Origin of the sequence: Sphingomonas plantiphila, assembly GCF_046000505.1 — a bacterium.
Classification (GTDB): Bacteria; Pseudomonadota; Alphaproteobacteria; order Sphingomonadales; family Sphingomonadaceae; genus Sphingomonas; species Sphingomonas plantiphila.
The window spans coordinates 1845271-1867619 of sequence record NZ_JBELQC010000001.1 but is presented as its reverse complement, the minus strand read 5'-3'; the positions used below and the strand labels follow the sequence as shown (position 1 = coordinate 1867619).

Annotated in this window: 25 protein-coding genes; 13 read left to right on the top strand and 12 right to left on the bottom strand. The window is 67.3% G+C overall.

Annotated features, from left to right (window positions below; genetic code table 11):
- Positions 1-63 precede the first annotated feature (63 nt).
- Entirely contained in the window at positions 64-609 is a 546-nt protein-coding gene (msrA, locus tag ABS767_RS08920; protein WP_408077998.1) for a peptide-methionine (S)-S-oxide reductase MsrA, read from the top strand.
- A 30-nt stretch (positions 610-639) separates the two neighbouring features.
- On the opposite strand, the gene ABS767_RS08915 is transcribed toward msrA, so the two are convergent.
- Positions 640-1578 carry an L-threonylcarbamoyladenylate synthase gene (locus ABS767_RS08915; protein WP_408077997.1) on the bottom strand — a complete coding sequence of 313 codons (939 nt, stop codon included), beginning with the start codon at positions 1576-1578 and terminating at the stop codon, positions 640-642.
- A 48-nt stretch (positions 1579-1626) separates the two neighbouring features.
- On the opposite strand from ABS767_RS08915, the gene ABS767_RS08910 reads away from it, so the two are divergent.
- Both ABS767_RS08910 and ABS767_RS08905 read left to right on the top strand, forming a co-directional pair.
- Positions 1627-3318, top strand: coding sequence for an acyl-CoA dehydrogenase (locus ABS767_RS08910; protein ID WP_408077996.1), 1692 nt, complete (start codon positions 1627-1629; stop codon positions 3316-3318).
- The gene (locus ABS767_RS08905; protein WP_408077995.1) at positions 3287-3760 is read left to right on the top strand and encodes an SMI1/KNR4 family protein; all 474 of its coding nucleotides are present in this window, start codon (positions 3287-3289) and stop codon (positions 3758-3760) included. Before ABS767_RS08910 ends, ABS767_RS08905 begins: the two co-directional genes overlap by 32 nt.
- Before the next feature lie 4 nt (positions 3761-3764).
- Here ABS767_RS08905 and ABS767_RS08900 read toward each other — a convergent pair whose 3' ends face one another.
- Genes ABS767_RS08900 through ABS767_RS08885 form a run of 4 tightly spaced genes read right to left on the bottom strand, consistent with a single transcriptional unit; the run spans position 3765 to position 6567 of the window.
- Entirely contained in the window at positions 3765-4517 is a 753-nt protein-coding gene (locus ABS767_RS08900; RefSeq protein WP_408077994.1) for an ATP-binding cassette domain-containing protein, read from the bottom strand.
- Positions 4514-5542 (bottom strand): hypothetical protein, encoded by a 1029-nt coding sequence (locus ABS767_RS08895; protein ID WP_408077993.1) that lies wholly within the window; start codon positions 5540-5542, stop codon positions 4514-4516. The genes ABS767_RS08900 and ABS767_RS08895 overlap by 4 nt, the downstream gene beginning before the upstream one ends.
- A gap of 16 nt (positions 5543-5558) precedes the next feature.
- Positions 5559-5915, bottom strand: a complete 357-nt coding sequence (locus ABS767_RS08890; protein ID WP_408077992.1) for a GntR family transcriptional regulator — start codon at positions 5913-5915, stop codon at positions 5559-5561.
- 52 nt (positions 5916-5967) lie between these two features.
- Positions 5968-6567, bottom strand: coding sequence for a nitroreductase family protein (locus ABS767_RS08885; RefSeq protein ID WP_408077991.1), 600 nt, complete (start codon positions 6565-6567; stop codon positions 5968-5970).
- 211 nt (positions 6568-6778) lie between these two features.
- On the opposite strand from ABS767_RS08885, the gene ABS767_RS08880 reads away from it, so the two are divergent.
- Positions 6779-8392, top strand: coding sequence for a peptide MFS transporter (locus tag ABS767_RS08880; RefSeq protein ID WP_408077990.1), 1614 nt, complete (start codon positions 6779-6781; stop codon positions 8390-8392).
- 21 nt (positions 8393-8413) lie between these two features.
- The gene (locus ABS767_RS08875; protein WP_408077989.1) at positions 8414-9106 is read left to right on the top strand and encodes an NnrU family protein; all 693 of its coding nucleotides are present in this window, start codon (positions 8414-8416) and stop codon (positions 9104-9106) included.
- On the opposite strand, the gene ABS767_RS08870 is transcribed toward ABS767_RS08875, so the two are convergent.
- Positions 9098-9604, bottom strand: coding sequence for an O-acetyl-ADP-ribose deacetylase (locus ABS767_RS08870; RefSeq protein ID WP_408077988.1), 507 nt, complete (start codon positions 9602-9604; stop codon positions 9098-9100). The two genes, ABS767_RS08875 and ABS767_RS08870, sit on opposite strands and share 9 nt — an antisense overlap.
- 165 nt (positions 9605-9769) lie before the next feature.
- Between ABS767_RS08870 and ABS767_RS08865 the strand changes: the two genes are divergently transcribed.
- The 4 genes from ABS767_RS08865 to ABS767_RS08850 are packed head-to-tail and all read left to right on the top strand — an operon-like array spanning position 9770 to position 14562.
- Positions 9770-11266 (top strand): efflux transporter outer membrane subunit, encoded by a 1497-nt coding sequence (locus tag ABS767_RS08865; protein WP_408077987.1) that lies wholly within the window; start codon positions 9770-9772, stop codon positions 11264-11266.
- Entirely contained in the window at positions 11266-12645 is a 1380-nt protein-coding gene (locus ABS767_RS08860) for an efflux RND transporter periplasmic adaptor subunit (protein ID WP_408077986.1), read from the top strand. The genes ABS767_RS08865 and ABS767_RS08860 overlap by 1 nt, the downstream gene beginning before the upstream one ends.
- Positions 12638-13354, top strand: coding sequence for an ABC transporter ATP-binding protein (locus ABS767_RS08855; protein ID WP_408077985.1), 717 nt, complete (start codon positions 12638-12640; stop codon positions 13352-13354). The genes ABS767_RS08860 and ABS767_RS08855 overlap by 8 nt, the downstream gene beginning before the upstream one ends.
- Positions 13354-14562, top strand: a complete 1209-nt coding sequence (locus tag ABS767_RS08850) for an ABC transporter permease (protein ID WP_408077984.1) — start codon at positions 13354-13356, stop codon at positions 14560-14562. Before ABS767_RS08855 ends, ABS767_RS08850 begins: the two co-directional genes overlap by 1 nt.
- A 36-nt stretch (positions 14563-14598) precedes the next feature.
- Here ABS767_RS08850 and ABS767_RS08845 read toward each other — a convergent pair whose 3' ends face one another.
- Genes ABS767_RS08845 through ABS767_RS08835 form a run of 3 tightly spaced genes read right to left on the bottom strand, consistent with a single transcriptional unit; the run spans position 14599 to position 16940 of the window.
- Positions 14599-15456 (bottom strand): EamA family transporter, encoded by an 858-nt coding sequence (locus ABS767_RS08845; protein ID WP_408077983.1) that lies wholly within the window; start codon positions 15454-15456, stop codon positions 14599-14601.
- Entirely contained in the window at positions 15449-16036 is a 588-nt protein-coding gene (locus ABS767_RS08840; RefSeq protein ID WP_408077982.1) for a nucleotidyltransferase family protein, read from the bottom strand. The genes ABS767_RS08845 and ABS767_RS08840 overlap by 8 nt, the downstream gene beginning before the upstream one ends.
- Complete coding sequence (locus ABS767_RS08835; protein WP_408077981.1) at positions 16023-16940, bottom strand: XdhC family protein; 918 nt, start codon at positions 16938-16940, stop codon at positions 16023-16025. Before ABS767_RS08835 ends, ABS767_RS08840 begins: the two co-directional genes overlap by 14 nt.
- 62 nt (positions 16941-17002) lie before the next feature.
- On the opposite strand from ABS767_RS08835, the gene ABS767_RS08830 reads away from it, so the two are divergent.
- Complete coding sequence (locus ABS767_RS08830; RefSeq protein ID WP_408077980.1) at positions 17003-18067, top strand: glycerophosphodiester phosphodiesterase; 1065 nt, start codon at positions 17003-17005, stop codon at positions 18065-18067.
- 11 nt (positions 18068-18078) lie between these two features.
- Positions 18079-18333, top strand: a complete 255-nt coding sequence (locus ABS767_RS08825; RefSeq protein ID WP_408077979.1) for a hypothetical protein — start codon at positions 18079-18081, stop codon at positions 18331-18333.
- Positions 18334-18345: 12 nt separating this feature from the next.
- Here ABS767_RS08825 and ABS767_RS08820 read toward each other — a convergent pair whose 3' ends face one another.
- A complete protein-coding gene (locus tag ABS767_RS08820) occupies positions 18346-19071 on the bottom strand; it encodes an alpha/beta fold hydrolase (protein WP_408077978.1) in 726 nt (241 codons plus the stop codon).
- Between the two features lie 136 nt (positions 19072-19207).
- Between ABS767_RS08820 and phhA the strand changes: the two genes are divergently transcribed.
- Both phhA and ABS767_RS08810 read left to right on the top strand, forming a co-directional pair.
- Positions 19208-20077 carry a phenylalanine 4-monooxygenase gene (gene phhA, locus ABS767_RS08815; RefSeq protein WP_408077977.1) on the top strand — a complete coding sequence of 290 codons (870 nt, stop codon included), beginning with the start codon at positions 19208-19210 and terminating at the stop codon, positions 20075-20077.
- Positions 20055-20633 carry a DUF6882 domain-containing protein gene (locus ABS767_RS08810; protein WP_408077976.1) on the top strand — a complete coding sequence of 193 codons (579 nt, stop codon included), beginning with the start codon at positions 20055-20057 and terminating at the stop codon, positions 20631-20633. The genes phhA and ABS767_RS08810 overlap by 23 nt, the downstream gene beginning before the upstream one ends.
- Before the next feature lie 4 nt (positions 20634-20637).
- On the opposite strand, the gene ABS767_RS08805 is transcribed toward ABS767_RS08810, so the two are convergent.
- Both ABS767_RS08805 and ABS767_RS08800 read right to left on the bottom strand, forming a co-directional pair.
- A complete protein-coding gene (locus ABS767_RS08805; protein WP_408077975.1) occupies positions 20638-21615 on the bottom strand; it encodes a 50S ribosomal protein L11 methyltransferase in 978 nt (325 codons plus the stop codon).
- Positions 21615-22340 carry a hypothetical protein gene (locus ABS767_RS08800; RefSeq protein ID WP_408077974.1) on the bottom strand — a complete coding sequence of 242 codons (726 nt, stop codon included), beginning with the start codon at positions 22338-22340 and terminating at the stop codon, positions 21615-21617. Before ABS767_RS08800 ends, ABS767_RS08805 begins: the two co-directional genes overlap by 1 nt.
- Positions 22341-22349 lie beyond the last annotated feature (9 nt).

The following is a 22349-nucleotide window of genomic DNA, read 5'->3' as shown; positions in this document are numbered from 1 at the left end:
TCACCCCTAGTTGAGCCCCGCGCTCAATCCTATCTTGGGCCCCGTAGCAAGGAGTTGAAGCGAATGACTACCGAAACCGCAATCTTCGCGGGCGGCTGCTTCTGGTGTGTGGAAGCCGTGTTCAAGGACCTGATCGGCGTCGAGAGCGTCGAGAGCGGCTATATCGGCGGGCATGTCGACAATCCGACGTACAAGCAGGTGTGCGGCGGCGATACCGGCCATGCCGAGGCGCTGAAGGTGACCTTCGATCCGGCGCAGATCCGCTATGACGACCTGCTCGACATCTTCTTCGCCACGCACGATCCGACGCAGCTCAACCGCCAGGGCAACGATGTCGGCACGCAATATCGCTCGGCGATCTTCCCGCAATCGCCCGAACAGGAAGCCGCGGCGAAGGCCGGGATCGAGCGCAATGCGAGCGAATGGCCAGCGCCGATCGTGACGACCATCGAGGCGAACGATACATGGTGGCCGGCCGAGGCCTATCACCAGGATTATTGGGAGGGCGAAGGCCAGCGCAATCCCTATTGCCTCGCGGTGATCCCGCCCAAGCTTAACAAGCTGCGCAAGAGCTTTGCCGAGCGGCTGAAGGCAAAGGCCGGCGCCTGAATTAGCCTCACCCGGGTCGGGGAGGACTGTTCAGCGTACCGCAGCGCGCCGAAGGCGGTCGTTGATCGCGATCCCGATGCCCTCTTCCGGCACCGGCGCGACGGCGATCGCCGCGCGATCCGACGCATCCGCACGATGCAGCGCGTCGAACAGGCGCGCGGCCGCTTGCGTCAGATCGCCGCCAGCCGAGAGCGTGTCGTCCCCCGCGACATCCCCGAAGCCGATCAGCCACTCGCCGTCGTGCGGCGCGCTCGCGTTCAGCCGCAACGGCTTGCGCGGAGCGTAATGGCTGGCGAGTTGTCCGGGGGCTTCGATCCCCGCGCCCGCTTCCCCCAGCCAGCGACCGATTTCCCGCTCGATATCCGCCGCCGAGATCGGGCCGGGGCGCAGTAGGCGTGGCTGGCTGCCCACGGCGACGATGGTCGATTCGATCCCGCCGCTGGTCGCTCCGTCGTCGATCACCAGCGGGATGCGCCCGGAGAGCGAGGTGGCGACATGTTCTGCGCGCGTCGGGCTGATCGTCCCGCTGGCATTGGCGGATGGCGCGGCAAGCGGTTTGCCTGTTGCAGCCAATAGCGCCTGCATCGCGCGATGCTGGGGCACGCGGATCGCGATGGTTGCCAGACCCGCAGTCACCAGCCCCGCAATCGATGCATCGGGACGCAGCGGCAGCACGAGCGTAAGCGGACCCGGCCAGAATGCGTCTGCCAACGCGCGCGCGTCGCGATCGAACATCGCGATCGCCTCGGCTGCGCGACGACCGGCGACATGGACGATCAGCGGGTTGAAGCTCGGCCGCCCCTTTGCCGCATAGATGCCCGCCACCGCGTCCGCATTGGTGGCGTCGGCCGCCAGTCCGTACACCGTCTCCGTCGGAGTCGCGACGCATCCGCCAGCACCGATGAGCGTCGCGGCTTCGGCGATGGCGGCCTCGCCGTAGGGTAAGATGCGCGGATTTGGCTCGGTCATGTCCGGTGGCTATAGCGCGGGCAAAAGCGCCGCAAGAGAGAGGACGAAATGAGCTTCACCCCCGCAGTCGCCGAACAGCGTTTCGTGCTGGAGCATGTCGCAAGGATTTCGGAGCTGGGCGTCGAAGACGACATTCTCGACGCGGTGCTCGAAGGTGCCGGCGCCTTCGCCGCGGGCGAATGGGCTCCGCTCGACCGCGCGGGCGATACGGTTGGCGCGCAATGGTCGCCCGAGGGGGTGACGATGCCCGACGGCTATCGCGCGGCCTATCAGGCCTATGTCGAGGGCGGCTGGGGCACGATCGGATCGCCTGAGGCCTATGGCGGCCAGGGACTGCCCTTCGCGCTGTCGACCGCGGTGCTGGAGACGCTGGGGAGCGCGAATATGGGCTTCGCGCTGTGCCCGACGCTGACCGTCGGGGCGATCGAGGCGCTGGCGCATCACGGCACGCCGGAGCAGCAGGCGGGGTACCTGCCCAAGCTCGCCACCGGCGAATGGACTGGGACGATGAACCTGACCGAGCCGCAGGCGGGCAGCGACGTCGGAGCGCTCAAGACCAAGGCGGAGCCGCGTGGCGACGGCACATGGTCGATCAGCGGGACCAAGATCTTCATCAGCTTCGGCGACCATGATCTGGCCGACAACATCGTCCACCTGGTTCTCGCGCGCACCCCCGACGCGCCTGCAGGGACAAAGGGCATCTCGCTGTTCCTAGTGCCGAAATACCGCCTGAATGCGGACGGGACCCCGGGCGACTTCAATGACGTCCGTGTCGTGTCGATCGAGCACAAGATGGGGTTGCACGCCTCCCCCACCTGCGTGCTCAGCTTCGGTGACAATGGCGAGTGTATCGGCGAGTTGATCGGTCCGGAGATGGGCGGCATGCGCGCGATGTTCACGATGATGAACAATGCGCGGCTGAACGTCGGTCTACAGGGCGTGCAGGTCGCCGAGCGCGCGTCTCAGCGCGCCGTCGCCTACGCCCGCGAGCGGGTGCAGGGCAGCCGCGAGGGAAAGCCTGCAAGCATCGTCGACTTCCCCGATGTCCGCCGCATGCTGATGCGGATGAAGGCGCAGACGATGGCGGCGCGCGCGCTGGTCTATCTGGCGGCGGCGCAGGTCGACCGTGCCAATGCGGGCGATGCGCAGGCCAAGGCGCTGCTCGACCTGCTCACCCCGCTCGCCAAGGCACATGGCACCGATCTCGGCTGCGAGGTCGCGAGCATCGGCGTGCAGGTCCATGGCGGCATGGGCTATATCGAGGAGACCGGCGCCGCCCAGCATTTCCGCGACGCGCGCATCACCCCGATCTACGAGGGCACCAACGGCATCCAGGCGGCCGATCTGGTCGGGCGCAAGCTCAACATGGATGGCGGCGCGACGCTGACGGCGCTGCTCGCGCAGATGAAGGCCGACGCGCAGGATTCCGGGCTGATCGCGCTGATCGATGCGTGCGCGGAGGTGACGCAGCACATGCTGGCGGCGGATATGGATGACCGACTGGCGGGCAGCTATCCGTTTCTCACGATGCTCTCCACCGCCGCGTGCGGCTGGCTGATGGAGGCGCAGGGGCGGATCGCGGCGGGGGCTGGAGGCGATCCCGAGTTTCTGGCGATGAAGCGCGCCGCTGTGGACTTCTATGTCGCGCAGATCGTGCCCGAGGCGATGGGACTGAAGGCGGCGGCGATGGCGAGCGCGGAGGTTCTGTATGTGGTTCAAGCGGACACCTTCGCCGCCTAGCCCATCGTTCGAGATTGGCGCCGCGCCGCTGGAGCGGTTGCGGCGCTGGTTCGAGCGCGAAGAGATCGCGATTCAACCAGCGAGCGAGGCGGAGCTTGCCGCGCTTGAATCGCGTTACGGGGTCAAGCTGCCGGCGGATTTTCGTTCCTACCTCAGCGCGATGGCACCGGCTGACGAGCGGATGGACGATGAGTTCGGCACATGGTGGCCGATTGCGCGCATCAAAAACGTGCCGGACGAACTCAACGAGAAGTCCCCGGCGCTTGCCCAATATCTGTTCTTCGCAGATCACCTCATCTGGAGTTGGGCATGGGCTATTGCATGCACCGACGACGAGAATCGCGGTCGGATCAAGATCGTGGGAGGTGACGAACGCTTCGTCGCCGACACTTTCGGAGAATTTGTGGATCGCTATCTGACGGATAACGACTCGCTTTCCTGATACCCTAGCGATCTTGGTCCGGTATGGAGACGTTCGCCGCCTGACCGCGCAGATGCGCGATGGTTTGCGCTTCGAACGCAGCGGGGTCGGTGCGGGCGTCGGCGAGCGCAGCGGCATCGAGTGCGAGCGCGACGCGGCCTTCGGCCAGTAGCGCGCCGGCCTGACAGGCGCTGCTGAGCGTGGTGAGGTCGTGGAGTGCCGTGACAAGGGTCAGCCCGGCGGCGACCCGGGCGGTGAGTGCATGGCGCAGGTCATAGGCTGCGACCGGATCGAGCCAGTTGAACGGCTCGTCCAGAATTGCGATGCCCTGCCCGGCGGCGAACGCACAGGCGATGGCGATGCGCTGGCGCTGTCCGGCGGAACAGGCGCCGATGCGGCGGTCGAGCAGCGGGGCGAGCACCAGCGCATCGGCAATGCCGCCGATTGCTGCCAACGCGCGGTCGGAATCGCCCGCGACGATCCCCAGCACCGCGCGGGCGGTCAGCGGGGCCGGGAGCATTGCCGCGTCGGGGGCATAGCCGATCGCCGCAGCCCGTCCGGCACGGTCGGCCGTGCGGTCGACGCCGTCGATCCGCACGACTCCCCCCTCCACCGCCAGCCTGCCCGCGACCGCGCGCAGAAAGCTGGTCTTGCCCGAGCCGTTGGCGCCGATCAGTCCGAACCAGGTGCCCGCCGCAACGGACAGCGAGATGTCCCGAACCGCGCGCGCGCCGTCGCGCAAAACGGACAGCGATGACGTGCCGAGCGTCTCGCTCATGCCATGCGCCAGGTAGCGGGCGTGGCCCGCCGCAACAGGCCGATCGCGGCAACGATCGCGATCGGAACCAGCAGCGGCGGGAAGCTGGTCGCCAGAAATGCGGCGGCGGCGCCGCCGAACACCAGCATCACGTCGGCAAGGCGCTTCGAATAGGCACGATAGCTCCAAACCCGCAGGACTGCGAAGAGGGCGAAGGTCGCGACGGCCGCCGCGCATGGGCCGAGCACGTGAGGTGCAAACACCGCGAGCAGCGGCAGGAGAAAGACCGCATAGGTCGCCACCACCGTGAGGTGCAGCCAGGCGCTGCGCCATGCGCCATACCCCGCCCGCGCCAGGAAGGTGACGCACTGGGCGTCGACTCGGGTGAGCAGCAGCATGGTGAACGCGGCAACCGCGGCGGGAATGGCAAGACGCAGCGCCAAGCTCCACGTGTCGGGGAGCGCATTCGCGATCAGCACGGTCGCGAGGGCGGCGGCTAACGGCAGCGCGACCCGACCGAATCGCGTTCCCGCCAGGATTTGATGGCCCGCCAAAGCTCCGGTCGGCGTAATCGCACAACGCTCGCGCTGCCGCGCTGGAAAGGAGCATCGCGGCAGGATGCGCAGCGGGAGGAAGGCGCCGGTCACCGCGCCCGTTGCCATGCCGGCGAGCAGCGACAGGATCGACCACGGCCCGGCAGGGACGCCCAGCGCGATCAGGGCGCAGCCGATCCCGACCAAAATTACACCGCGATAGTAATTTCGCCCGGCAGGATCGAGCGCGGCTGGAGCAATCACCGACCCATAGGCGAGGCGTTCAAGACGTCGCTCCCCGGCACGCAGGCCGGTCCAACCGGCGATCGCACCCAAGACCACGGCGACAATGGCGCGCTCCCGCAACACAGCTGACGTGCCGGATTCGAGCAGGAGAAGCACGCCAAGCGCGACCATTGCCGCAAGCATCAGACGATCGCGCCAGCCCGGCAACGCAAGCGCAATCTCCGCGCGCACGATCGCCCACTCGTAGCGCAGAAGCGGATGCATCACGCCGCGCCGGGATGGATCAGGCGATCTCGCGGTCCAGCAGTTCGTGCGCGCTGAGGCCGAGCAGCGCGATATGCTCGCGCACCTTGGGCCAATAGCCGGTAAGAAAGCGGTCGCGCTCGGCCAGCTTCAGCCGCTCGACGGCGCCGGGGAGCACGAACATGCCGACCCCGCGGCGCACCTCGACATAGCCGTCGTCCTGAAAGCTCTGATAGGCCTTCGCCACGGTCAGCGGATTGGCACCATGTTCGGCGGCGAGCGCGCGCACCGATGGCAACTGGTCCCCCGCCCGGTATTCGCCGCGCAGAATCGCCGTCGCGATGCTGGCCCGCAGCTTCAGGTAAACCGGGCTGTCTTCATGTTCGAGCGCTGTCATGCTGCCTTAATACAGCACGGGGGATTAAAGTTCCAGCGCTAAGAACAGACTGTCAGATACCGTCTGTCGCACCCCTGCGCCAATCCGACACGATCGCGTCGAGATCGGGGCGGGGACGTTCCTCGAGTGGCTTCGCCGGAGTCCCGATAAAGACGAATCCCGCGATCCGCTCCGGCGCAGCACCGAACCGGTCGCGCACCCGATCGCTGAACGCCGCCCAGCCGGTGAGCCAGTTCCCGACGAAACCGAGGGCATGCGCGGCATGGAGCAGGTTCATCGTTGCGGCACCCGCCGACAATTCCTGTTCCCAGCGCGGAATGTGACTCTCGACCTTCGGCGCATGAAGCACCACGACAAGCGCCGGCGACTGCCGCGCGAACTGGTCGATCGCCTCGACCTCCAGCCGTCCAGCACCCGGCCGATCCGCGCGATAGGCATCGACCAGTGCCGCAGCGAAGCCGTCGCGCGCCGCTTGCGGCACCACCACGAAGCGCCAGGGCGCGAGCTTGCCATGGTCCGGCGTGCGGGCTGCGATCTCCAGCATCGTGCGCAATTGTGCGGGGTCGGGCCCGGGAGCGACCAGGTCGCGCGCCTTGCCCGACCGGCGGGTGCGCAGCAGCGTCAGGGGGGTGCGCGTGTCGTTGAATTCCATCGGCCCGCGTTAGCGGGTTCGCGCCCGCCAGCCAAGTATCATTGCGAATCGTTCGCAAATTGCGTGACGTTCATCGCTGGTTACCAATGCGACAATCACCCTTCACATGCGGGTTTTCGCCGCTAGTCTCCCGGCCAGCCATCGGCCCCGCACGAACGGGGCCGGACGACAGATCGACATAAGGGGTTCGACCTTGCCGCATTTCAAAGACATGGCCCTGTGGGCCGAGGCCGAGTGGATCGCCGTCATCGCGACGGTTCTCCTGTTCGCCTTCCTCGCCACCGGCGCAATGATCGCTGCCAGTAAAAAGCCGGAATTCGCGGGCCATCCCAAGGGCCTGTACATGCTGTTCTTCGCCGAAATGTGGGAGCGCTTTTCCTATTACGGCATGCGCGCCATCCTCATTTTCTACCTGACGCAGCACTGGCTGTTCAGCGACGGCAAGTCGAACCTAATCTACGGCGCCTATACCTCGCTCGTGTACATCACCCCCGTGCTCGGCGGTTATCTCGCCGACCGCTATCTCGGCCAGCGCAAGGCGGTGGTGTTCGGCGGGCTGCTGCTGGCCGCAGGCCATACGCTGATGGCGGTGGAAGGGACCGGCGGCCAGAATGATCCGACGATCAACGTGTTCTGGGCCGCGCTCGCCTTCATCATCGTCGGCTCGGGCTTCCTGAAGGCGAACATCTCGGTGATGGTGGGTCAGCTCTACGGCCTGACCGACACGCGCCGCGATGCTGCCTATACGATCTTCTACATGGGCATCAATGTCGGCGCCGCGCTGGGCACCATCATGGTCGCCTATCTCGGCCAGACGATCGGTTGGGGCTATGGCTTCGGTCTTGCCGGGATCGGCATGCTCGCGGGCCTGATCGTGTTCGTGCTGGGCAAGGCGTCGCTGAAGGGCGCCGGCGAGGCCCCTGCCCCGCTCGCACGTTCGAAGGAAATCATGCTTTACGGCGTCGGTCTGGCGTCGGTCGCGGTGATCTGGGCGCTGGTCCAGTATCAGGACGTGATCCAGGGCCTGCTCGCCGTATCGGGCGTCGCGTTGCTCGGCTATGTGCTCTACGAGAGCTTCAAGCTCGACAAGGAACCGCGCGAGCGCATGTTCGCGATCCTGTTTCTGATCTCGCTCAATCCGCTGTTCTGGGGTCTGTTCGAACAGGCGGGCGGGTCGATGAACCTGTTCACCAACCAGTTCGTCGATCGCGGCGGCGTGCCGGCCGGTATCTTCCAGTCGATCAATCCGATCTACATCATCCTGCTCGCGCCGCTCTTCGCGGGGCTGTGGCAGTGGCTGGGCAAGCGCAACATGGAGCCGTCGGCTCCGGCCAAGTTCGGCCTCGCGCTGGCTCAGATGGGACTGGCCAACCTCGTCCTCGTCTGGGGCGCGCGCGCTTGGGGCATCGAGGTTCTGACCCCGGTGATCCTGGTCTTCGCCTATTATTTCTTTGCGACCACTGCGGAGCTCTGCCTCTCGCCCGTCGGCCTGTCGGCGATGAACCGGCTCGCACCGAAATTCCTCGCATCGCTGATCATGGGTGCGTGGTTCTACATGACCGCGGTCGGGAATTTCGTCGCGGGCAAGATCGGCGAAGCGACCGGCGGTCATGACGGTCAGATGACCAAAGAGGGGCTGCTCGACATCTATGGCCTGTTCGGCTGGATCTCTATCGGCGCCGCCGTCGCGGTGTTGGTCGTGGCGCCGCTGGTCAAGAAGTGGATGCACCTCGATACGCTGCGAAGCGACGACGATCTGGCGGGCGCGGCCGAACTGGCCGAACCGCAGGCGCCGGGCGTTCATCTCGACGACGAGAAGCGCTGATACTCTGGATGGAGGCAGGAAATGGGTGAACTGATCGCGGCCTGTGCAGCGTTTCTGGGGACCCATTTCCTCCTCTCCCACCCACTTCGAAAGCCGCTGGTCGACGCTGTCGGCGAGCGGCTTTTTCTCGGCATCTATTCGCTGGTCGCCTTCGCGACGCTGGGATGGATGGCGCATGTCTATGGGCGGATGCCGGACGAAGCGCCGCTGTGGGGGGTCGGCGACGGCCTCTGGGGAATCGCCAGCGCGATCATGTTCGTCGCCGCCGTGCTCCTCGTCGGATCGCTGATCGGCAACCCCGCCCTTCCCGACCCGACCGGCAAGCCAAAAGCCGTCCCCGCCCCGCGCGGCGTCTTCGCGATCACGCGCCATCCGATGATGTGGAGCTTCGGCCTGTGGGCGCTGGCGCATATCCTTGTGTTCCCGCAACCCGCCCAGATCGTGCTCGCGGCGAGCATCGGGCTGCTCGCGCTGGTCGGCGCCGGGTTGCAGGACGAAAAGAAGCGGAGACTTCAGCCCGATTTCTGGCCGCGCTGGCAGGCGGTGACGAGCTATTGGCCCTTCGTCGCGATTGCCCGGGGGCGGGCGCAGGGCGCCGCGGCGTGGCCGGGAACGATCGCCACCGTCGCGGGCACGCTGTTGTGGCTCGGCGCGACCTGGGCGCATCTGCCGCTCGCCGACATGCCCGCGGGCATCTGGCGGTGGCTAGCCTAGCGCCGCTTCGTACGCGCCTTTGATCTCGGCGCCGAACGCCACCAGCATCACCTCCAGCTCCGGTCGCGCGGCCAGCGCCGCCCGGGTTTCGCGTACCGATATCGCCGCCGCCCGGTCGACCGGAAACCGGTAGACGCCACAGCTGATCGCCGGAAAGGCGATACTCGCGACGCCCCGCTCCGCCGCGATCTCGAAGCAGCGCCGGTAGCAACTGGCGAGCAGGTCTGCCTCGCCTTTCGTCCCGCCCTGCCAGACCGGCCCCACCGCATGGATGATGTAGCGCGCAGAAAGACGGTGCCCCCCGGTCAGCTTGGCGTCGCCGGTACGACAGCCGCCCAGCGCGTACAGCCTGCGGCATTCCTCGAGCAGTCCCGGCCCGGCCGCGCGGTGGATCGCGCCATCGACGCCGCCCCCGCCGAGCAGCGAGGAGTTCGCCGCATTGACGATCGCGTCCGCCGCGATCCGGGTGATGTCGCCTTGGACCAGGGTAATCGGCATCATACGGGTGTCGCGTTTCCCCCACCGGCGGTCAAGCGGTGCCCGTTGGACCGGTGCGAACGCAAGCACGCAACCTAATCGTTTCGAATGTGTTCCAAGGCGATGCTTACAATTTGCGACACTATTTCGGTGGACGGCCCAAGGCCCGCTGCCCATTTTCGGGGCATGATGTATCGCCCGATCCTGATCCTGAGCCTGGCCGCGCTGCCGCTCGCTGGCTGCGCGGCGGGGCCGGATTATACGCCGAGCAGCGCGTCGCAGCTCGGCGTCCCGCCCGCTTATTCGATCGAAGCGGACCAGCAGGTGCAGGCCGACCTGCAACGCTGGTGGACCGCATTCGGGGATCCCATGCTGACCGGATTGGTCGAGCAGGCCGCGACCCGCAATCTCGATGTCGCGCAAGCGGTCGCCCGGCTGCGGCAGGCGCGGGAATCGCTGGTCATCTCCCGCGCATCGCTGCTCCCCTCGGTCAGCGCGGGCGGCAGCGCGTCGCGCAGCGAGCCGATCCGCGGATCGAGCACGCAGGTCACCCTGCCCGATGGCACCGTCACGACCGTGTCGCAGGGCGGCAACACCAGCTTCTCGCTCGGCGCGGACGCGAGCTACCAGGTCGATCTGTTTGGCGGCATCCGGCGCGGGGTCGAGGCGAGCCGGGCGCAGTTCGAGGCTTCGGGCTATAGCTACGCCGCCACGCTCGTCTCGATCCAGGGTGAGATCGCCCGCAACTATGTCCTCGCCCGGGCCGCGCAGGCGCAGCTGGCCAATGCACGCGAAAGCCTGGCCATCCAGGACGACAATCTCGAGATCGCGGGCTTCCGCGTGCAGGCCGGTCTCGTGTCGTCGCTCGACCAGGAACAGGCACGCGCCAGCCGCGCGCAGACGGCGGCGTCGATCCCGTCGATCGAGGCGAGCTACAACAGTGCGGTGTCGCGGCTGGGCGTGTTGACCGGCCGTGCCCCTGGCGCGCTCAAGGCGGAGATGGAAGCCGTTCGACCGATCCCGCAGGGTCCCGAGCGGATCGCGATCGGCATCCCCGCCGACACGCTGCGCCAGCGCCCCGACATTCGCCTCGCCGAACGCAACCTCGCCGCCGCGGTCGCGCAGATCGGCGTGTCGCAGGCGCAGCTCTATCCCCAGCTCTCGCTCGGCGGGAGCATCGACGCCGGGTCGGGCGCTATCTCGAGCATCTTCGACGTCATTACGGGACGCGTGTTTGCCAGCCTGGCGCAGACGATCTTCGATGCCGGGCGCGGACGCGCGCAGGTGCGGTCGGCGCAGGCGGCGGCGGACGGGGCGCTCTATGCCTATAAGCAGACGGTGCTGATCGGCATCGAGGATGTCGAGAACGCCGTGGTCGCGCTGCGAACCGCACAGGCGCGGGAGCGCGAGTTCATCGTCGCGCTCGACGCCGCGAACAACAGCGCGATCCTGTCGCGCAGTTCATACCGCGCAGGCCTCGCCGATTTTCTGACGCTGAGCCAGTCCGAGGCATCGCTGGTCTCGGCGCGCAACGGCCTCAATCAGGCGCGCGCCGACAAGGCATCGGCGCTAATCCAGCTCTATCTCGCGCTCGGCGGCGGCTGGGATGCCTCTGCCGTCCCCACTCCGGAGGGCGTTCCCGCCCCCGCCCCCGCCCCCGCAACCACGACCGGAACCGATTGATGGCCGACGCTGCAGACCCAAAGCTAGACGAATTCCTGGGCGGAAAGACGACCCCCGCCTGGCAGCGCAACGCCAAATGGATCGCGCTGATACTGGTCGTCATCGCGGTGATGTTTGGCTTATCGCGGGTCTTCGGCGGCGCCGAGGACGCGGGCTATGCCAGCCAGCCGGTCCAGCGCGGGTCGCTGGCCGTCACCGTCTCCGCGACCGGCAAGCTCGCGCCCACCAACCAGGTTCAGGTGGGCTCCGAACTGTCCGGCCTGATCACGCGCGTGCTGGTCGACGTCAACGACCGCGTCACCGCGGGTCAGCCGCTGGCGCTGATCGACCCCGAACGGCTGGACGACGCGATCACCCAGGCGCGCGCATCGGTCTCCGCCGCGCAGGCTACGGTTGCCCAGAATCAGGCGACGCTGACCGAAGCGCGCAGCCAGCTCGCGCGGTTCGAGGAAGTCAGTCGCCTGTCCGGCGGACGCGTTCCGGCGAAAAGCGAACTCGATAACGCCCGCGCCGCGGTCGCCCGCGCCGTCGCGACGGTGCGCGCGAGCCAGGCACAGGTCACGTCACAACAGGCGGCGCTGCGCTCGAGCGTGACCCAGCGGAACAAGGCGATCATCCGCTCCCCCGTCAACGGCGTCGTGCTCGCGCGCCAGGTCGAGCCTGGCCAGACCGTCGCCGCATCCTTCAACACGCCCACGCTGTTCGTGATCGCCGAGGATCTGGGTGCGATGGAACTCGAGGTCGCGATCGACGAAGCCGATGTCGGCCAAGTCAAGGACGGGCAGAAGGCGACGTTCACGGTCGACGCTTTCCCCGGTGAGACCTTCCCCGCGACGATCCAGCGCGTCGACGTCGGATCGAACCTGTCGGCCCAGACGACAAGCAGTTCGACCACCAGCACGACGAGCGCGCAGGTCGTGTCCTATGGCGCGACGCTGTCGGTCGCCAATCCGGAACAGAAGTTGCGGCCAGGCATGACCGCGACCGCCGAAATCGTGACGCTGCAGAAGGACAATGTCCTGCTGGTCCCCAATGCCGCGCTGCGCTTCACGCCGAGCGCGGGCGGCGAGCAGGCGTCGGGCGGCGGCATGACAGGCGCGCTGCTTCCCCGGCGCGGACGTCGCGGGAACGAGGCGGAAAAGAGCGCGACGATCCGGCGCGGTGCGACCCAGACCGTATATATCAAGGGCGAGGACGGGCAGCCGCAGGCGGTTCAGGTCACGACCGGCGATACCAACGGTCAGGTCACCGAAATCCTCTCTGGTGGGCTCAAGCCGGAGATGGAGGTCATCACCGGCCAGTTTGCCGGCGAAGGCGGCGGCGGCTCGGCGCGCAAGGGCGGCGGTGGTCAGCGCAAGGGCGGAGGCTCGGGTGGCTGAGCGCGATCCGATCATCCGCCTGCGCGGCGTTACCAAGACCTATGGCGAGGGCGCGACGGCGTTTCAGGCGCTGAAGGGCATCGACCTCGACATCGAGCAGGGCGATTTCGTCGCGGTGATGGGTCCGTCGGGGTCGGGCAAGTCGACCACCATGAACATCCTCGGCTGCCTCGACGTGCCGAGTGCAGGCGAATTCCTGTTCAAGAACGTCCATGTCGAAACGCTCGACCGCGACCAGCGCGCGCTGCTGCGCCGCCGCTATCTCGGCTTCGTGTTCCAGGGCTTCAACCTGCTCAGCCGCACCAGCGCGCTGGAAAATGTCGAACTGCCGCTGCTCTATCGCGGCGAGGACAAGAAGACCCGGCACGCGCTCGGCATGGCGGCGCTGGAAAAGGTCGGGCTCGACCAGTGGTGGGACCATACCCCCGCCGAGCTTTCCGGCGGCCAGCAACAGCGCGTGGCGATTGCGCGCGCGATCGTCACCAGCCCGGCCGTCCTGCTCGCCGACGAACCGACCGGTAACCTCGATTCGGAGCGGTCGGTGGAGATCATGGAATTGCTGACCGGCCTCAACAAGGACAGCGGCATTACCGTGCTGATGGTCACACATGAGCCGGAGATGGCGGCGTTCGCGCGCACCATCGTCCATTTCAAGGACGGGCTGGTCGAGCGCATCGAGACAGGCATGCGCGCGGGGGTCTCGGCCTGATGCTCGGTACGACCTTCACGCTCGCGATCCGATCGATCCTGCGGCACAAGCTCCGCTCGTTCCTGACCACGCTCGGCATCATCATCGGCGTGGCGGCCGTGGTGGCGATGGTGACGCTCGGCAACGCGACCACCGCCGCGGTGCAGCAACAGATCGCCAGCCTGGGGACCAACATCCTCCAGGTTCGCCCGGGACAAGGGTTCGGCCGCGGCGGCGGCGGACCGCGCCCGCCCGATTTCGAGGAACAGGATGTCGAGGCGGTCCGCGAACAGATTGCCGGAGTGACCGCCGTTGCCCCGCAGGCGCAGGCGACCGGCACCGCCATCTACAACGGCGCCAACTGGTCGACCACGATCAACGGCACCACCAACGCCTTTTTTGAGGTCCAGCCCTGGCCGCTGACCGGGGGCCGCACCTTCTCGGCTGCCGAGGAAGCGGCGGGCAAGGCGGTGTGCATCATCGGCAATACCGTCCGCCAGAACCTTTTCCGCGGTGGCGAGGCGGTCGGTCGCCGCATCCGCATCAACGACGTGTCGTGCGACGTGATCGGCACCCTCTCGACCCGCGGACAGGCCGGGTTCGGCGGCGATCAGGACGATATCGTCATCATGCCGATCAAGACCGTGCAGCGGCGCTTTTCCGGCAATCGCGACATCCGCCTGATGCTGGTCGGCGTCGACAGCGCCTATGACAGCGCGGCGGTGCAGTCGGCGCTGAGCGACCTGTTGCGCGAACGGCGCGGGATCGAGCGCGGAGAGCAGGACAATTTCAACATCTTCGACACCGCCCAGATCAGCGCGACGCTGACCGGCACCACGCAGTTGCTCACCAGCATCGTCGCGACGGTGGCCGCGATCAGCCTGATCGTCGGCGGCATCGGCATCATGAACATCATGCTGGTGTCGGTGACCGAGCGCACGCGCGAGATCGGCATCCGCCTCGCCATCGGCGCAGTCGCGAACGAGGTGCTGATGCAGTTCCTGGTCGAGGCGATCGTGCTGTCGATGCTGGGCGGCATCATCGGGCTGCTCGTCGCGCAGATCGCGGTCGCCGCGCTGACGCCGGTGATGCAGGTACCGTGGACGTTCGATCTCCAGATCAACATCATCGCCTTCGCCATCGCGGCGGGGATTGGCGTCGTCTTCGGCTATTTCCCGGCACGGCGCGCAGCGAGTCTCAACCCGATCGACGCGTTGCGGCACGAATAGGCGGGCCGATGCCGATTCAGCGAAGCAGAAACGCCCCTAGCTGAACTGCAGGAGGACCAGTCCGAGCGCCAGAACGATTGCCGCAAGGATGCGACGCGCGCCGAATCCCTCGCCCAGCATCCATGCCCCCATCAGCGCGGCCCAGACCACGGCCGTCTCGCGCAGCGCCGATACTTTCGCGACCTCGATGAGCGAGAAGGCATAGAGCGCCGATCCGAACGAGATGCTCGATAGCGCGCCTGCGGCAACGCCGTGCTTCCACGTCGCCCTGACCGCCCGCCCCAGCTCGCGCCGCCGCAGGAGCAGGGCGGTGGTGGTGATGCACACGCAGTCGAGCATGAACAGCCACACGATATAGGTGAACGGGCTGGGCGCGACCCGCACCCCGCGCGCATCGGCCATATTGTACAGCGCGACCCCGATCGCGGTGGCGAACGCCCAGCCGAGCGCGACCTTATCAGGGTGCGCGGCGAGTGAAATCCCGCGAGCAGGCAGCGCAAAGACGATCACCGCACACGTCGCCAGTATAAGCCCGACCCAGCCGACCAGCGGCAGTTGCTCGCGCAGCACCAGCATCGCGAAGGCGGCCGTCAGCAACGGCGCCGCCCCGCGCATGATCGGAAAGACGAGGCTGAGATCGCCACGCTGCATCGCGCGGACCAGGCACAGCTGATAGGCGAAATGCGCCGGGACCGCCCAGGCGAGCGCGGCCCAGGTTGCGCTGTCGGGGAGCGGAACGATCAGCGCGAACGGCGCGATCACCACCGCCGCGCTCGACGACAGCAGCGCCCGCCCGACCAAGATGTCGTGCCCCCGCTTCACCACCATGTTGGTAAGGGCGAGCGTGAATGCGGACAGCAGGCCTAGCGCGACGGCGAGCGCCTGCTCACCCATCGCGATGCTCCCCACGCACCAGCCTGTCCAGGTCTTCAGGCGTGTCGATATCGACCAGCTCGGCGGGCGGCACGACGATATGATGACCGCGCCGCACGAGGTCGCGCGCGCCCATATCCCCCTCGACCGCCAGCAAAGCCGGGATATGGGCGCGCCCGAACAGCACGGGCGGACGCGGAATGACCCCGTCGCTCGACGCGACGATCGCTGCATCACCCTCGGCATGGTCGAGCAGGCGATAGAGTTGCGTCGCGGTGACGCGCGGCATGTCGGCGAGCGCGATCACCACGGCATCGGGATCGCTGCGCGCCGCCGCCTCCACCCCCAGCCGCAGCGACCGACCAAGTCCTGCAGCGGGATCGTCGTTGGTGACGACCCGATACCCGCAGTGCGCCAGGTCGAGCGCAGTATCCGCGACCACCCCGATGCGGGTGCAGAATGGTATCGCTTCGAGCGCAACCACGACGTGTAGGCCCAGCGGGCGCCCGAGATAGGGAATGGTCAGCTTGTCTGCGTCGCCAAAGCGGCGCGACCGCCCCGCCGCGAGCAGGACCAGTGCAGTCCGTTCAGCGCGGATCATGGAGCGCCCTCACCATCCCGGCCGCGATCGAGAGTGCAATCTCCGCGGGGCCGATTGCGCCGATATCGATCCCCGCCGGTCCCTCTACGCGATTGATCTGCTCGGACGACAGACCCGCTGCCGCCAGCCGTTCGCGCCGCGCCGCGTGGCTTTTGCGCGATCCCAATGCCGCGACATAGCCCGCTCCGGCCCGCACCGCCGCAATCAGCGCGGGGTCGTCGATCTTGGGGTCGTGGCTCAGCGTCACCACGGCAGTCGCGCCGTCCGGGCGCAACGCCTCGACCGCCTCGTCCGGCCAGCGATCGTCCAGCGTGACGCCCGGGAAGCGCTCTTCGGTCAGGAACCGCCCGCGCGGGTCGATCACCACGGTGGCGATGCCGAGCTCGCGCGCGAGGCCCGCCAGCACCTGTGCGATCTGCACCGCGCCGACGATCAGCAGGCGGCGCGGCGGTTCGTAACGATTCACGAAGGCGTCGGGCAGCGGATCGAGGCTGCTGCGTCCGTTGTCGAGATCGGTCGCGACCTCGGCCACCCTTCCCGCTTCGCGCGCCTGCGCGATCGCATCGAACAGCGCCGGATCGAACCCGGTCGCATCGACCGGCTGAACCATCACCTCGATCTCGCCGCCGCAGGGTAAACCCACCTCCCACGCCGCCGCGTCGGCGACGCCGTAACGGCGCAGCGCGAAGGGGGCGCCTGCGACCACATCCGCCGCGAGGGCCATGATATCGGCTTCGACGCAGCCGCCGGACACCGACCCTTCGAACCGGCCGTCCTCATGCACCAACAAATGGCTCCCGCGCGGACGCGGCGCCGACCCCCAGGTCGAGACGACCGTCGCCAGCGCCATCCGCGCCCCGGCCCAGCTGCGGCCTGCCGCGATCACGCTGTCGTTATCGGCCATGGCGCCTCACTATTGTCATTCGAATCACCTAGCGGCCAGTTTAGCTTCAGGGAGATAGGGCGATGACCGGAATGTTGCGAGCCGCGCTGGCGCTGGCCATGATCGTCACGCCCGCCGCTGCCAAGGAAGCCCCCATGTCGTCCAAGCCCATCGTCATCGCGCATCGCGGCGCCAGCGGGGAACGGCCCGAACACACGCTCGCCGCCTACAGCCTCGCGATCGAGCAGGGTGCCGACTTCATCGAGCCCGATCTGGTGATGACCCGCGACGGCCAGTTGGTCGCGCGGCACGAGAACGACATTACCGGCACCACCGACGTGGCGAGCCGCAAGGAATTCGCCGACCGCAAGCGCAAGAAGGTGATCGATGGCGTCACGTACACCGGCTGGTTCACCGAGGATTTCACGCTCGCCGAGCTGAAGACCTTGCGCGCAAAGGAACGGTTGCCGCTGCTGCGCCGCGGCAACACCAGATATGACGGCCAGTTCGAGGTGCCGACGCTGCGCGAGATCATCGCGCTGGCCAAGGCGGCGAGCGTGAAGACCGGGCGGATGATCGGCATCTATCCCGAAACCAAGCACCCCAGCTATTTCGCATCGATCGGCCTGCCGATGGAGGCGCTGCTGGTCGCCGAGCTGAAGGCGGCGGGATGGGACCGCGCCGACGCGCCGGTGTTCATCCAGTCGTTCGAGGTCAATAATCTCAAGGCGCTGAAGCAGCTGACCAAGGTCAGGCTGATCCAGTTGATGGCCTCCGACGGCGCTCCCGCAGACGGGGCGCAGCCGAGCTACGCCGCGATGGCGACGCCCGACGGGCTCAAAGCGATCGCCACCTACGCCGCCGGGGTGGGGCCGGAAAAGGTCATGGTCATCGCGAACGACGGCACCGTCTCGCCGTTGATCGCCGACGCGCACGCTGTCGGGCTCAAGGTTCACCCGTGGACGTTCCGTGCCGAGAATTTCTTCCTCCCCTCGGCCTTCCGCAAGGGGATCAACCCCGCGGGCCATGGACGACTGGGCGAGGAAATTATGCGCTTTCTCGATGCTGGCGTGGATGGTTTCTTCACAGATTACGCTTATCTCGGTGTAGAAGCACGCGACCGGCACTCACGCCGTCCGGCCGAATGAAGGACCGTGTGATGCGCAAGAGCTTGATTGTTGCTGCTGCGGTCCTGCCGCTCCTGTCGGGCGGCTGCGTCGCCAAGACCGCGTTCGACATCGTCACCATGCCGGTCAAGGCCGCGGGCCAGGCGGCCGACTGGGCCACCACCAGCCAGGATGAGGCCGACCGCAACTATGGTCGCAAGATGCGCAAGCAGGAGGCCAAGGAAGGCCGCGAGCGCAAGAAGCGGGACGAGAAGTGCCGCAAGAATCCGGATGAGTGCGAGCGCTAAGCCGCATCTCGGCTAGCGCGCGGTCGCACCGCGCCCCAACGTCTGCGCGATCGCGCGCAGCACCTGCGGTTTCATCTGCACCCAGAGATGGCTCGAATCCACCTCGACCGACCGCGCGGTCGCGCAGTCGGGCTCGTGGCAGATCGCGCCGTTGACCAGCCCGTCGCTCGCGCTCCAGATCGCGGTTGCCGGAACGGGAAGCGGCGATGAGGCTTCCTCCAGCATCGCGCGCACCGCGGGATCGTCGGCGCGCTGGCCGCTGACCAACTCGAACACCCGCCACACATTGGTCGCGGTGGGCAGCCCGGCAAAGGGCGAGCTCACCGTGATCACCTCGCGCACCAGTTCCGGCCGGCGATGTGCCACGATCCGCGCCATGATCCCGCCCAGCGAGACGCCGACCAGCGTGACCTTCTCGCCAGTCTCGTCACGGACCTGCGCGATCCGCTCGATCAGCCGCTCGCCCTCCGCCCCGATCGCGCGCGCACCGAAATTGCGACCCAGCGCCCAGGGGTAGGCGCGATAGCCCAGTGCATCGAGATAGCGCCGCATCACGATATTGCTCATGTCACTGTTGACGAGGCCCGGCAGCGTCAGCACCGGGCGCCCGTCGCCGCGCGGTTCGGCCAGCAATTCCTTCCACGCGAAGGGCAGCGATCCCAGCGTCAGCGCCGCGCGGGGCCATTCGGCGAGCAGCGCCGATGCCGGTGGGGCCTTTGCCTGTAGGTTCACTGCCATCGCATCACTCCTCAAGCTGACATGGGGAGCCGATCGGGTTTGTCATCCCTGACCTCCGCCAAGGCAAAGAAAAGCTGCGCGCACTGCGTTTATCCCCTCAGTTCCGCGTGCCGCGCCTGCATGCTATGCTGGCGGCATGATGAGTGAATCCCACGTTCTCGACCGCCCTCCCGAGGGGGCCGCAACCGACTGGACCATCCCCCAGAATTGGGAAGCCTTCACCCGTGAGGAACATGCGGTGTGGGACACGCTGTACGAACGGCAGATCAAGCTGCTGCCCGGCCGCGCATCCAGGGCGTTCCTGCGCGGGCTCGACCTGCTCAAGCTGTCCGAATCCGGCATCCCGAATTTCGAGGAGCTGTCCGAGCGGCTCATGAAGGCGACCGGGTGGCAGGTCGTGGCGGTGCCGGGCCTCGTCCCCGACGACGTGTTCTTCGACCATATGGCCAATCGCCGCTTCGTCGCGGGCAACTTTATCCGCCGCGCCGACCAGCTCGATTACCTGCAGGAACCCGACGTGTTCCACGACGTGTTCGGCCATGTGCCGCTGCTCGCCGATCCGGTGTTCGCGGATTATATGGAGGCCTATGGCCGCGGCGGGCTGCGCGCGCTCGAACATGGCGCGTTGAAGCAGCTGTCGCGCCTTTATTGGTACACGGTCGAGTTCGGGCTGATCGAGGAGGACGGCGATCTGCGCATCTATGGCGCGGGAATCGTGTCCAGCTCGGGCGAGAGCCGCTTCGCGCTCGACAGCGACAGCCCCAACCGAATCGGCTTCGACCTCAAGCGCGTGATGCGAACCGACTATCGCATCGACGATTTCCAGCAGAACTATTTCGTCATCCCGAGCTACGACGAACTGCTGCGCGTGACCGTCGAGACCGACTTCGCGCCGCTCTACGACGAGATCCTGGCACAGCCCGATATCCCGATCGCAGCGATCGTCGAGGGGGATCGGGTGATCACACGGGGGACCCAGGACTATGCACGGAGCCGCGATCGGTAATGTCGGGCGACGCACGGTGCTGGCGGCGGCGGCGGCGCTGATGCTGTCCCGCCCCGGCGTCGCGCGCGCCGACGGGCGGCACTATCCCACGCGGATGGACGATGCCGGGATCGACGCCGTCTTCGAGCGGGCGTCGGAGGAGCTGAGACTCAAGACCCAAGCCCATGTCGGCGCCTGGCAGGCGGACGAGGCGTCCTGGTCGGTCGATCTGGACAAGGGCGAAATCGAGTTCCGCAATCCGAAGGGCTGGGTAATCACCGCGCCGGTCCAGTTCATCGGCACCTTCCTGACCACCGACAATAGCTTCCTGTGGGGATGGGATCATCCCTCCGCCCCCGAACCGGTGCGCGACCATGCGAAGCTGGTGCGCGCGTTCGGCGAAACCCAGGGGCTGGCCGCGCTGACGACGCGCAAGATCGAGACGACCGAGGCGGATTGCTGGCAATTCACCGCACTGGCGGCGCATCTGGCTGGCGCGACCGGCGCCTATCGCGCACCGGTGGGCAAGGCGATGGCCTTCTTCACCTATGGCACGGTGACGATCACCAAGCCCTGACGGTTCACCAGCTCCCGAAGCCGGGTGCCAGCCCCTGCCCGTCCGGCCCCGGGCGCGTCGCGCGGTGCCAGCCATGCCGGGTGCGCTTGCGCAGCCGCAGCGTCGGCCAGTCGCCCATCGGGGTTTTACCCGCCAACCGCAGGCCGTGGCGGCGATAGGCGTTGGCGACGCGCTCCGCCTGCGTGTCGAGCAGGCCGGCAAGGATCAGCGTTCCGCCTTCCGCCAGCGCCGCGCTGATGCTCGGCGCGAGCTCGATCAATGGCCCCGCGAGGACGTTGGCGATGACGAGATCATAGGGCGCCCGGCCGATCAGCAAGGGATGCTCCAGCCCCGCCGCGGCGGCGAGCGCGAGCTGTCCCTGCCGCACCCCCAGTGCCACGCCGTTGATCGCGGCATTCTCCGCCGTCACGTCGACCGCGACCGGATCGATGTCCGATGCGGTCGCATAGGCGCGCGGCCACAGGTGCATCGCGGCAAAGGCGAGCAGCCCGGTCCCGGTGCCGATATCGACCAGATTATGCACCCGCTCGCCCCGCCCGCGCATCGCGTCGAGCGTGCGCAGGCATCCGGCGGTCGTCTCGTGCGTGCCGGTGCCGAAGGCGCGGCTCGCCTCGATCTGGAATGTCGTCGCGCCCGGCGGCACGGTGCCGCGATTGGTCGAGGTGTGGACATAGAAGCGCCCGGCATGAACCGGCGCGATGCCCTGCTGACTCAGCGTCACCCAGTCCTCGTCGGGAATCTGCTCTACCACTTCCTTCGCCTTCGCCGCACTCGGCACCAGCGTGCGGACCGCAGCGATGTCGGCCTTGCCCGGCCTGGCCTCGAAATAGGCTTCCAGCTGCCAGGCGAGAGGATCGTCGGGGATCGTCTCGCTGGTCAGCAAAACCGGCGCGGGATCGATGCCGATCAGCTCCGCCCCCTCGAAATCAATCGCCTCCGCCTCGTCGCGCGTGCAGGGCAGGGTGAGTTTCCAGCTGGTCATCAGCCGATCTCCACCGGCCGCGCGAGGACGATCTTCAGCGCCGGCACGTCGATCACCTTGTAGTGAACCGCCATTCCCTCGCGCACCACCATCGCCAGCCGCGTGGGCGTCAGCATCCACATCCGGTCGATGCCATCGATATCTTTAAGCAGAAATGCCTGACGGCCGTCCGCGATATTCCCCACCAAGACGTCCTGCTTTGTCCGGTCGGCCTGAGCTACGGCGAGGACATAATAGGCTGCAGGCGGCGCGCTCTTGCCATCCGGCTCATCGGGGTCCTCCACCACATATTCCTCACCCTGCCGCTGCGCGCCATCGACTGCGGCGACTGCGGGCAAGAAGCGAAATTCCATGATACTGCGGCCATTGTCCGGAAGCAGCTTGCGGCTCGCGCCCGTTGCCTTGTCGAGCAGGATCAGATTGCGGTGGTCGAAGTCGTAGCGACCCGACGACGATGCGCCCGGGCTGACTCGGCCCGGGATTCCGATCGCCAGCTGGATCAGTCCGGTTCCCCGCACGTCGCGGATATCCTGAACTGAAAAAGGAGACTTCTGGCCCTTTACCGCCACCGGCGCGTCCCGGCGCGGTCGCTCCCATTCGCCGATCCCAGCGATCATCATGGCGAGCCCGATCACCGCGATCGCCGCGAGGAGCCCAACGGCCGCAAAGACCCAGATCAGAGCGCGACCAAACCATCCGCGCTGCGTGGTCGTCCCCTCCGCCATCGCCCCTTC

What these genes read in the sequence shown, in the direction of transcription:
- msrA (WP_408077998.1), top strand. Translation starts at nt 64, where the DNA reads ATGACTACCGAAACCGCAATCTTCGCGGGCGGCTGCTTCTGGTGTGTG.
- ABS767_RS08915 (WP_408077997.1), bottom strand. Translation starts at nt 1,578, where the DNA reads ATGACCGAGCCAAATCCGCGCATCTTACCCTACGGCGAGGCCGCCATC.
- ABS767_RS08910 (WP_408077996.1), top strand. Translation starts at nt 1,627, where the DNA reads ATGAGCTTCACCCCCGCAGTCGCCGAACAGCGTTTCGTGCTGGAGCAT.
- ABS767_RS08905 (WP_408077995.1), top strand. Translation starts at nt 3,287, where the DNA reads ATGTGGTTCAAGCGGACACCTTCGCCGCCTAGCCCATCGTTCGAGATT.
- ABS767_RS08900 (WP_408077994.1), bottom strand. Translation starts at nt 4,517, where the DNA reads ATGAGCGAGACGCTCGGCACGTCATCGCTGTCCGTTTTGCGCGACGGC.
- ABS767_RS08890 (WP_408077992.1), bottom strand. Translation starts at nt 5,915, where the DNA reads ATGACAGCGCTCGAACATGAAGACAGCCCGGTTTACCTGAAGCTGCGG.
- ABS767_RS08885 (WP_408077991.1), bottom strand. Translation starts at nt 6,567, where the DNA reads ATGGAATTCAACGACACGCGCACCCCCCTGACGCTGCTGCGCACCCGC.
- ABS767_RS08880 (WP_408077990.1), top strand. Translation starts at nt 6,779, where the DNA reads ATGGCCCTGTGGGCCGAGGCCGAGTGGATCGCCGTCATCGCGACGGTT.
- ABS767_RS08875 (WP_408077989.1), top strand. Translation starts at nt 8,414, where the DNA reads ATGGGTGAACTGATCGCGGCCTGTGCAGCGTTTCTGGGGACCCATTTC.
- ABS767_RS08870 (WP_408077988.1), bottom strand. Translation starts at nt 9,604, where the DNA reads ATGCCGATTACCCTGGTCCAAGGCGACATCACCCGGATCGCGGCGGAC.
- ABS767_RS08865 (WP_408077987.1), top strand. Translation starts at nt 9,770, where the DNA reads ATGATGTATCGCCCGATCCTGATCCTGAGCCTGGCCGCGCTGCCGCTC.
- ABS767_RS08860 (WP_408077986.1), top strand. Translation starts at nt 11,266, where the DNA reads ATGGCCGACGCTGCAGACCCAAAGCTAGACGAATTCCTGGGCGGAAAG.
- ABS767_RS08850 (WP_408077984.1), top strand. Translation starts at nt 13,354, where the DNA reads ATGCTCGGTACGACCTTCACGCTCGCGATCCGATCGATCCTGCGGCAC.
- ABS767_RS08845 (WP_408077983.1), bottom strand. Translation starts at nt 15,456, where the DNA reads ATGGGTGAGCAGGCGCTCGCCGTCGCGCTAGGCCTGCTGTCCGCATTC.
- ABS767_RS08840 (WP_408077982.1), bottom strand. Translation starts at nt 16,036, where the DNA reads ATGATCCGCGCTGAACGGACTGCACTGGTCCTGCTCGCGGCGGGGCGG.
- ABS767_RS08835 (WP_408077981.1), bottom strand. Translation starts at nt 16,940, where the DNA reads ATGGCCGATAACGACAGCGTGATCGCGGCAGGCCGCAGCTGGGCCGGG.
- ABS767_RS08830 (WP_408077980.1), top strand. Translation starts at nt 17,003, where the DNA reads ATGACCGGAATGTTGCGAGCCGCGCTGGCGCTGGCCATGATCGTCACG.
- ABS767_RS08825 (WP_408077979.1), top strand. Translation starts at nt 18,079, where the DNA reads ATGCGCAAGAGCTTGATTGTTGCTGCTGCGGTCCTGCCGCTCCTGTCG.
- ABS767_RS08820 (WP_408077978.1), bottom strand. Translation starts at nt 19,071, where the DNA reads ATGGCAGTGAACCTACAGGCAAAGGCCCCACCGGCATCGGCGCTGCTC.
- phhA (WP_408077977.1), top strand. Translation starts at nt 19,208, where the DNA reads ATGATGAGTGAATCCCACGTTCTCGACCGCCCTCCCGAGGGGGCCGCA.
- ABS767_RS08810 (WP_408077976.1), top strand. Translation starts at nt 20,055, where the DNA reads ATGCACGGAGCCGCGATCGGTAATGTCGGGCGACGCACGGTGCTGGCG.
- ABS767_RS08805 (WP_408077975.1), bottom strand. Translation starts at nt 21,615, where the DNA reads ATGACCAGCTGGAAACTCACCCTGCCCTGCACGCGCGACGAGGCGGAG.
- ABS767_RS08800 (WP_408077974.1), bottom strand. Translation starts at nt 22,340, where the DNA reads ATGGCGGAGGGGACGACCACGCAGCGCGGATGGTTTGGTCGCGCTCTG.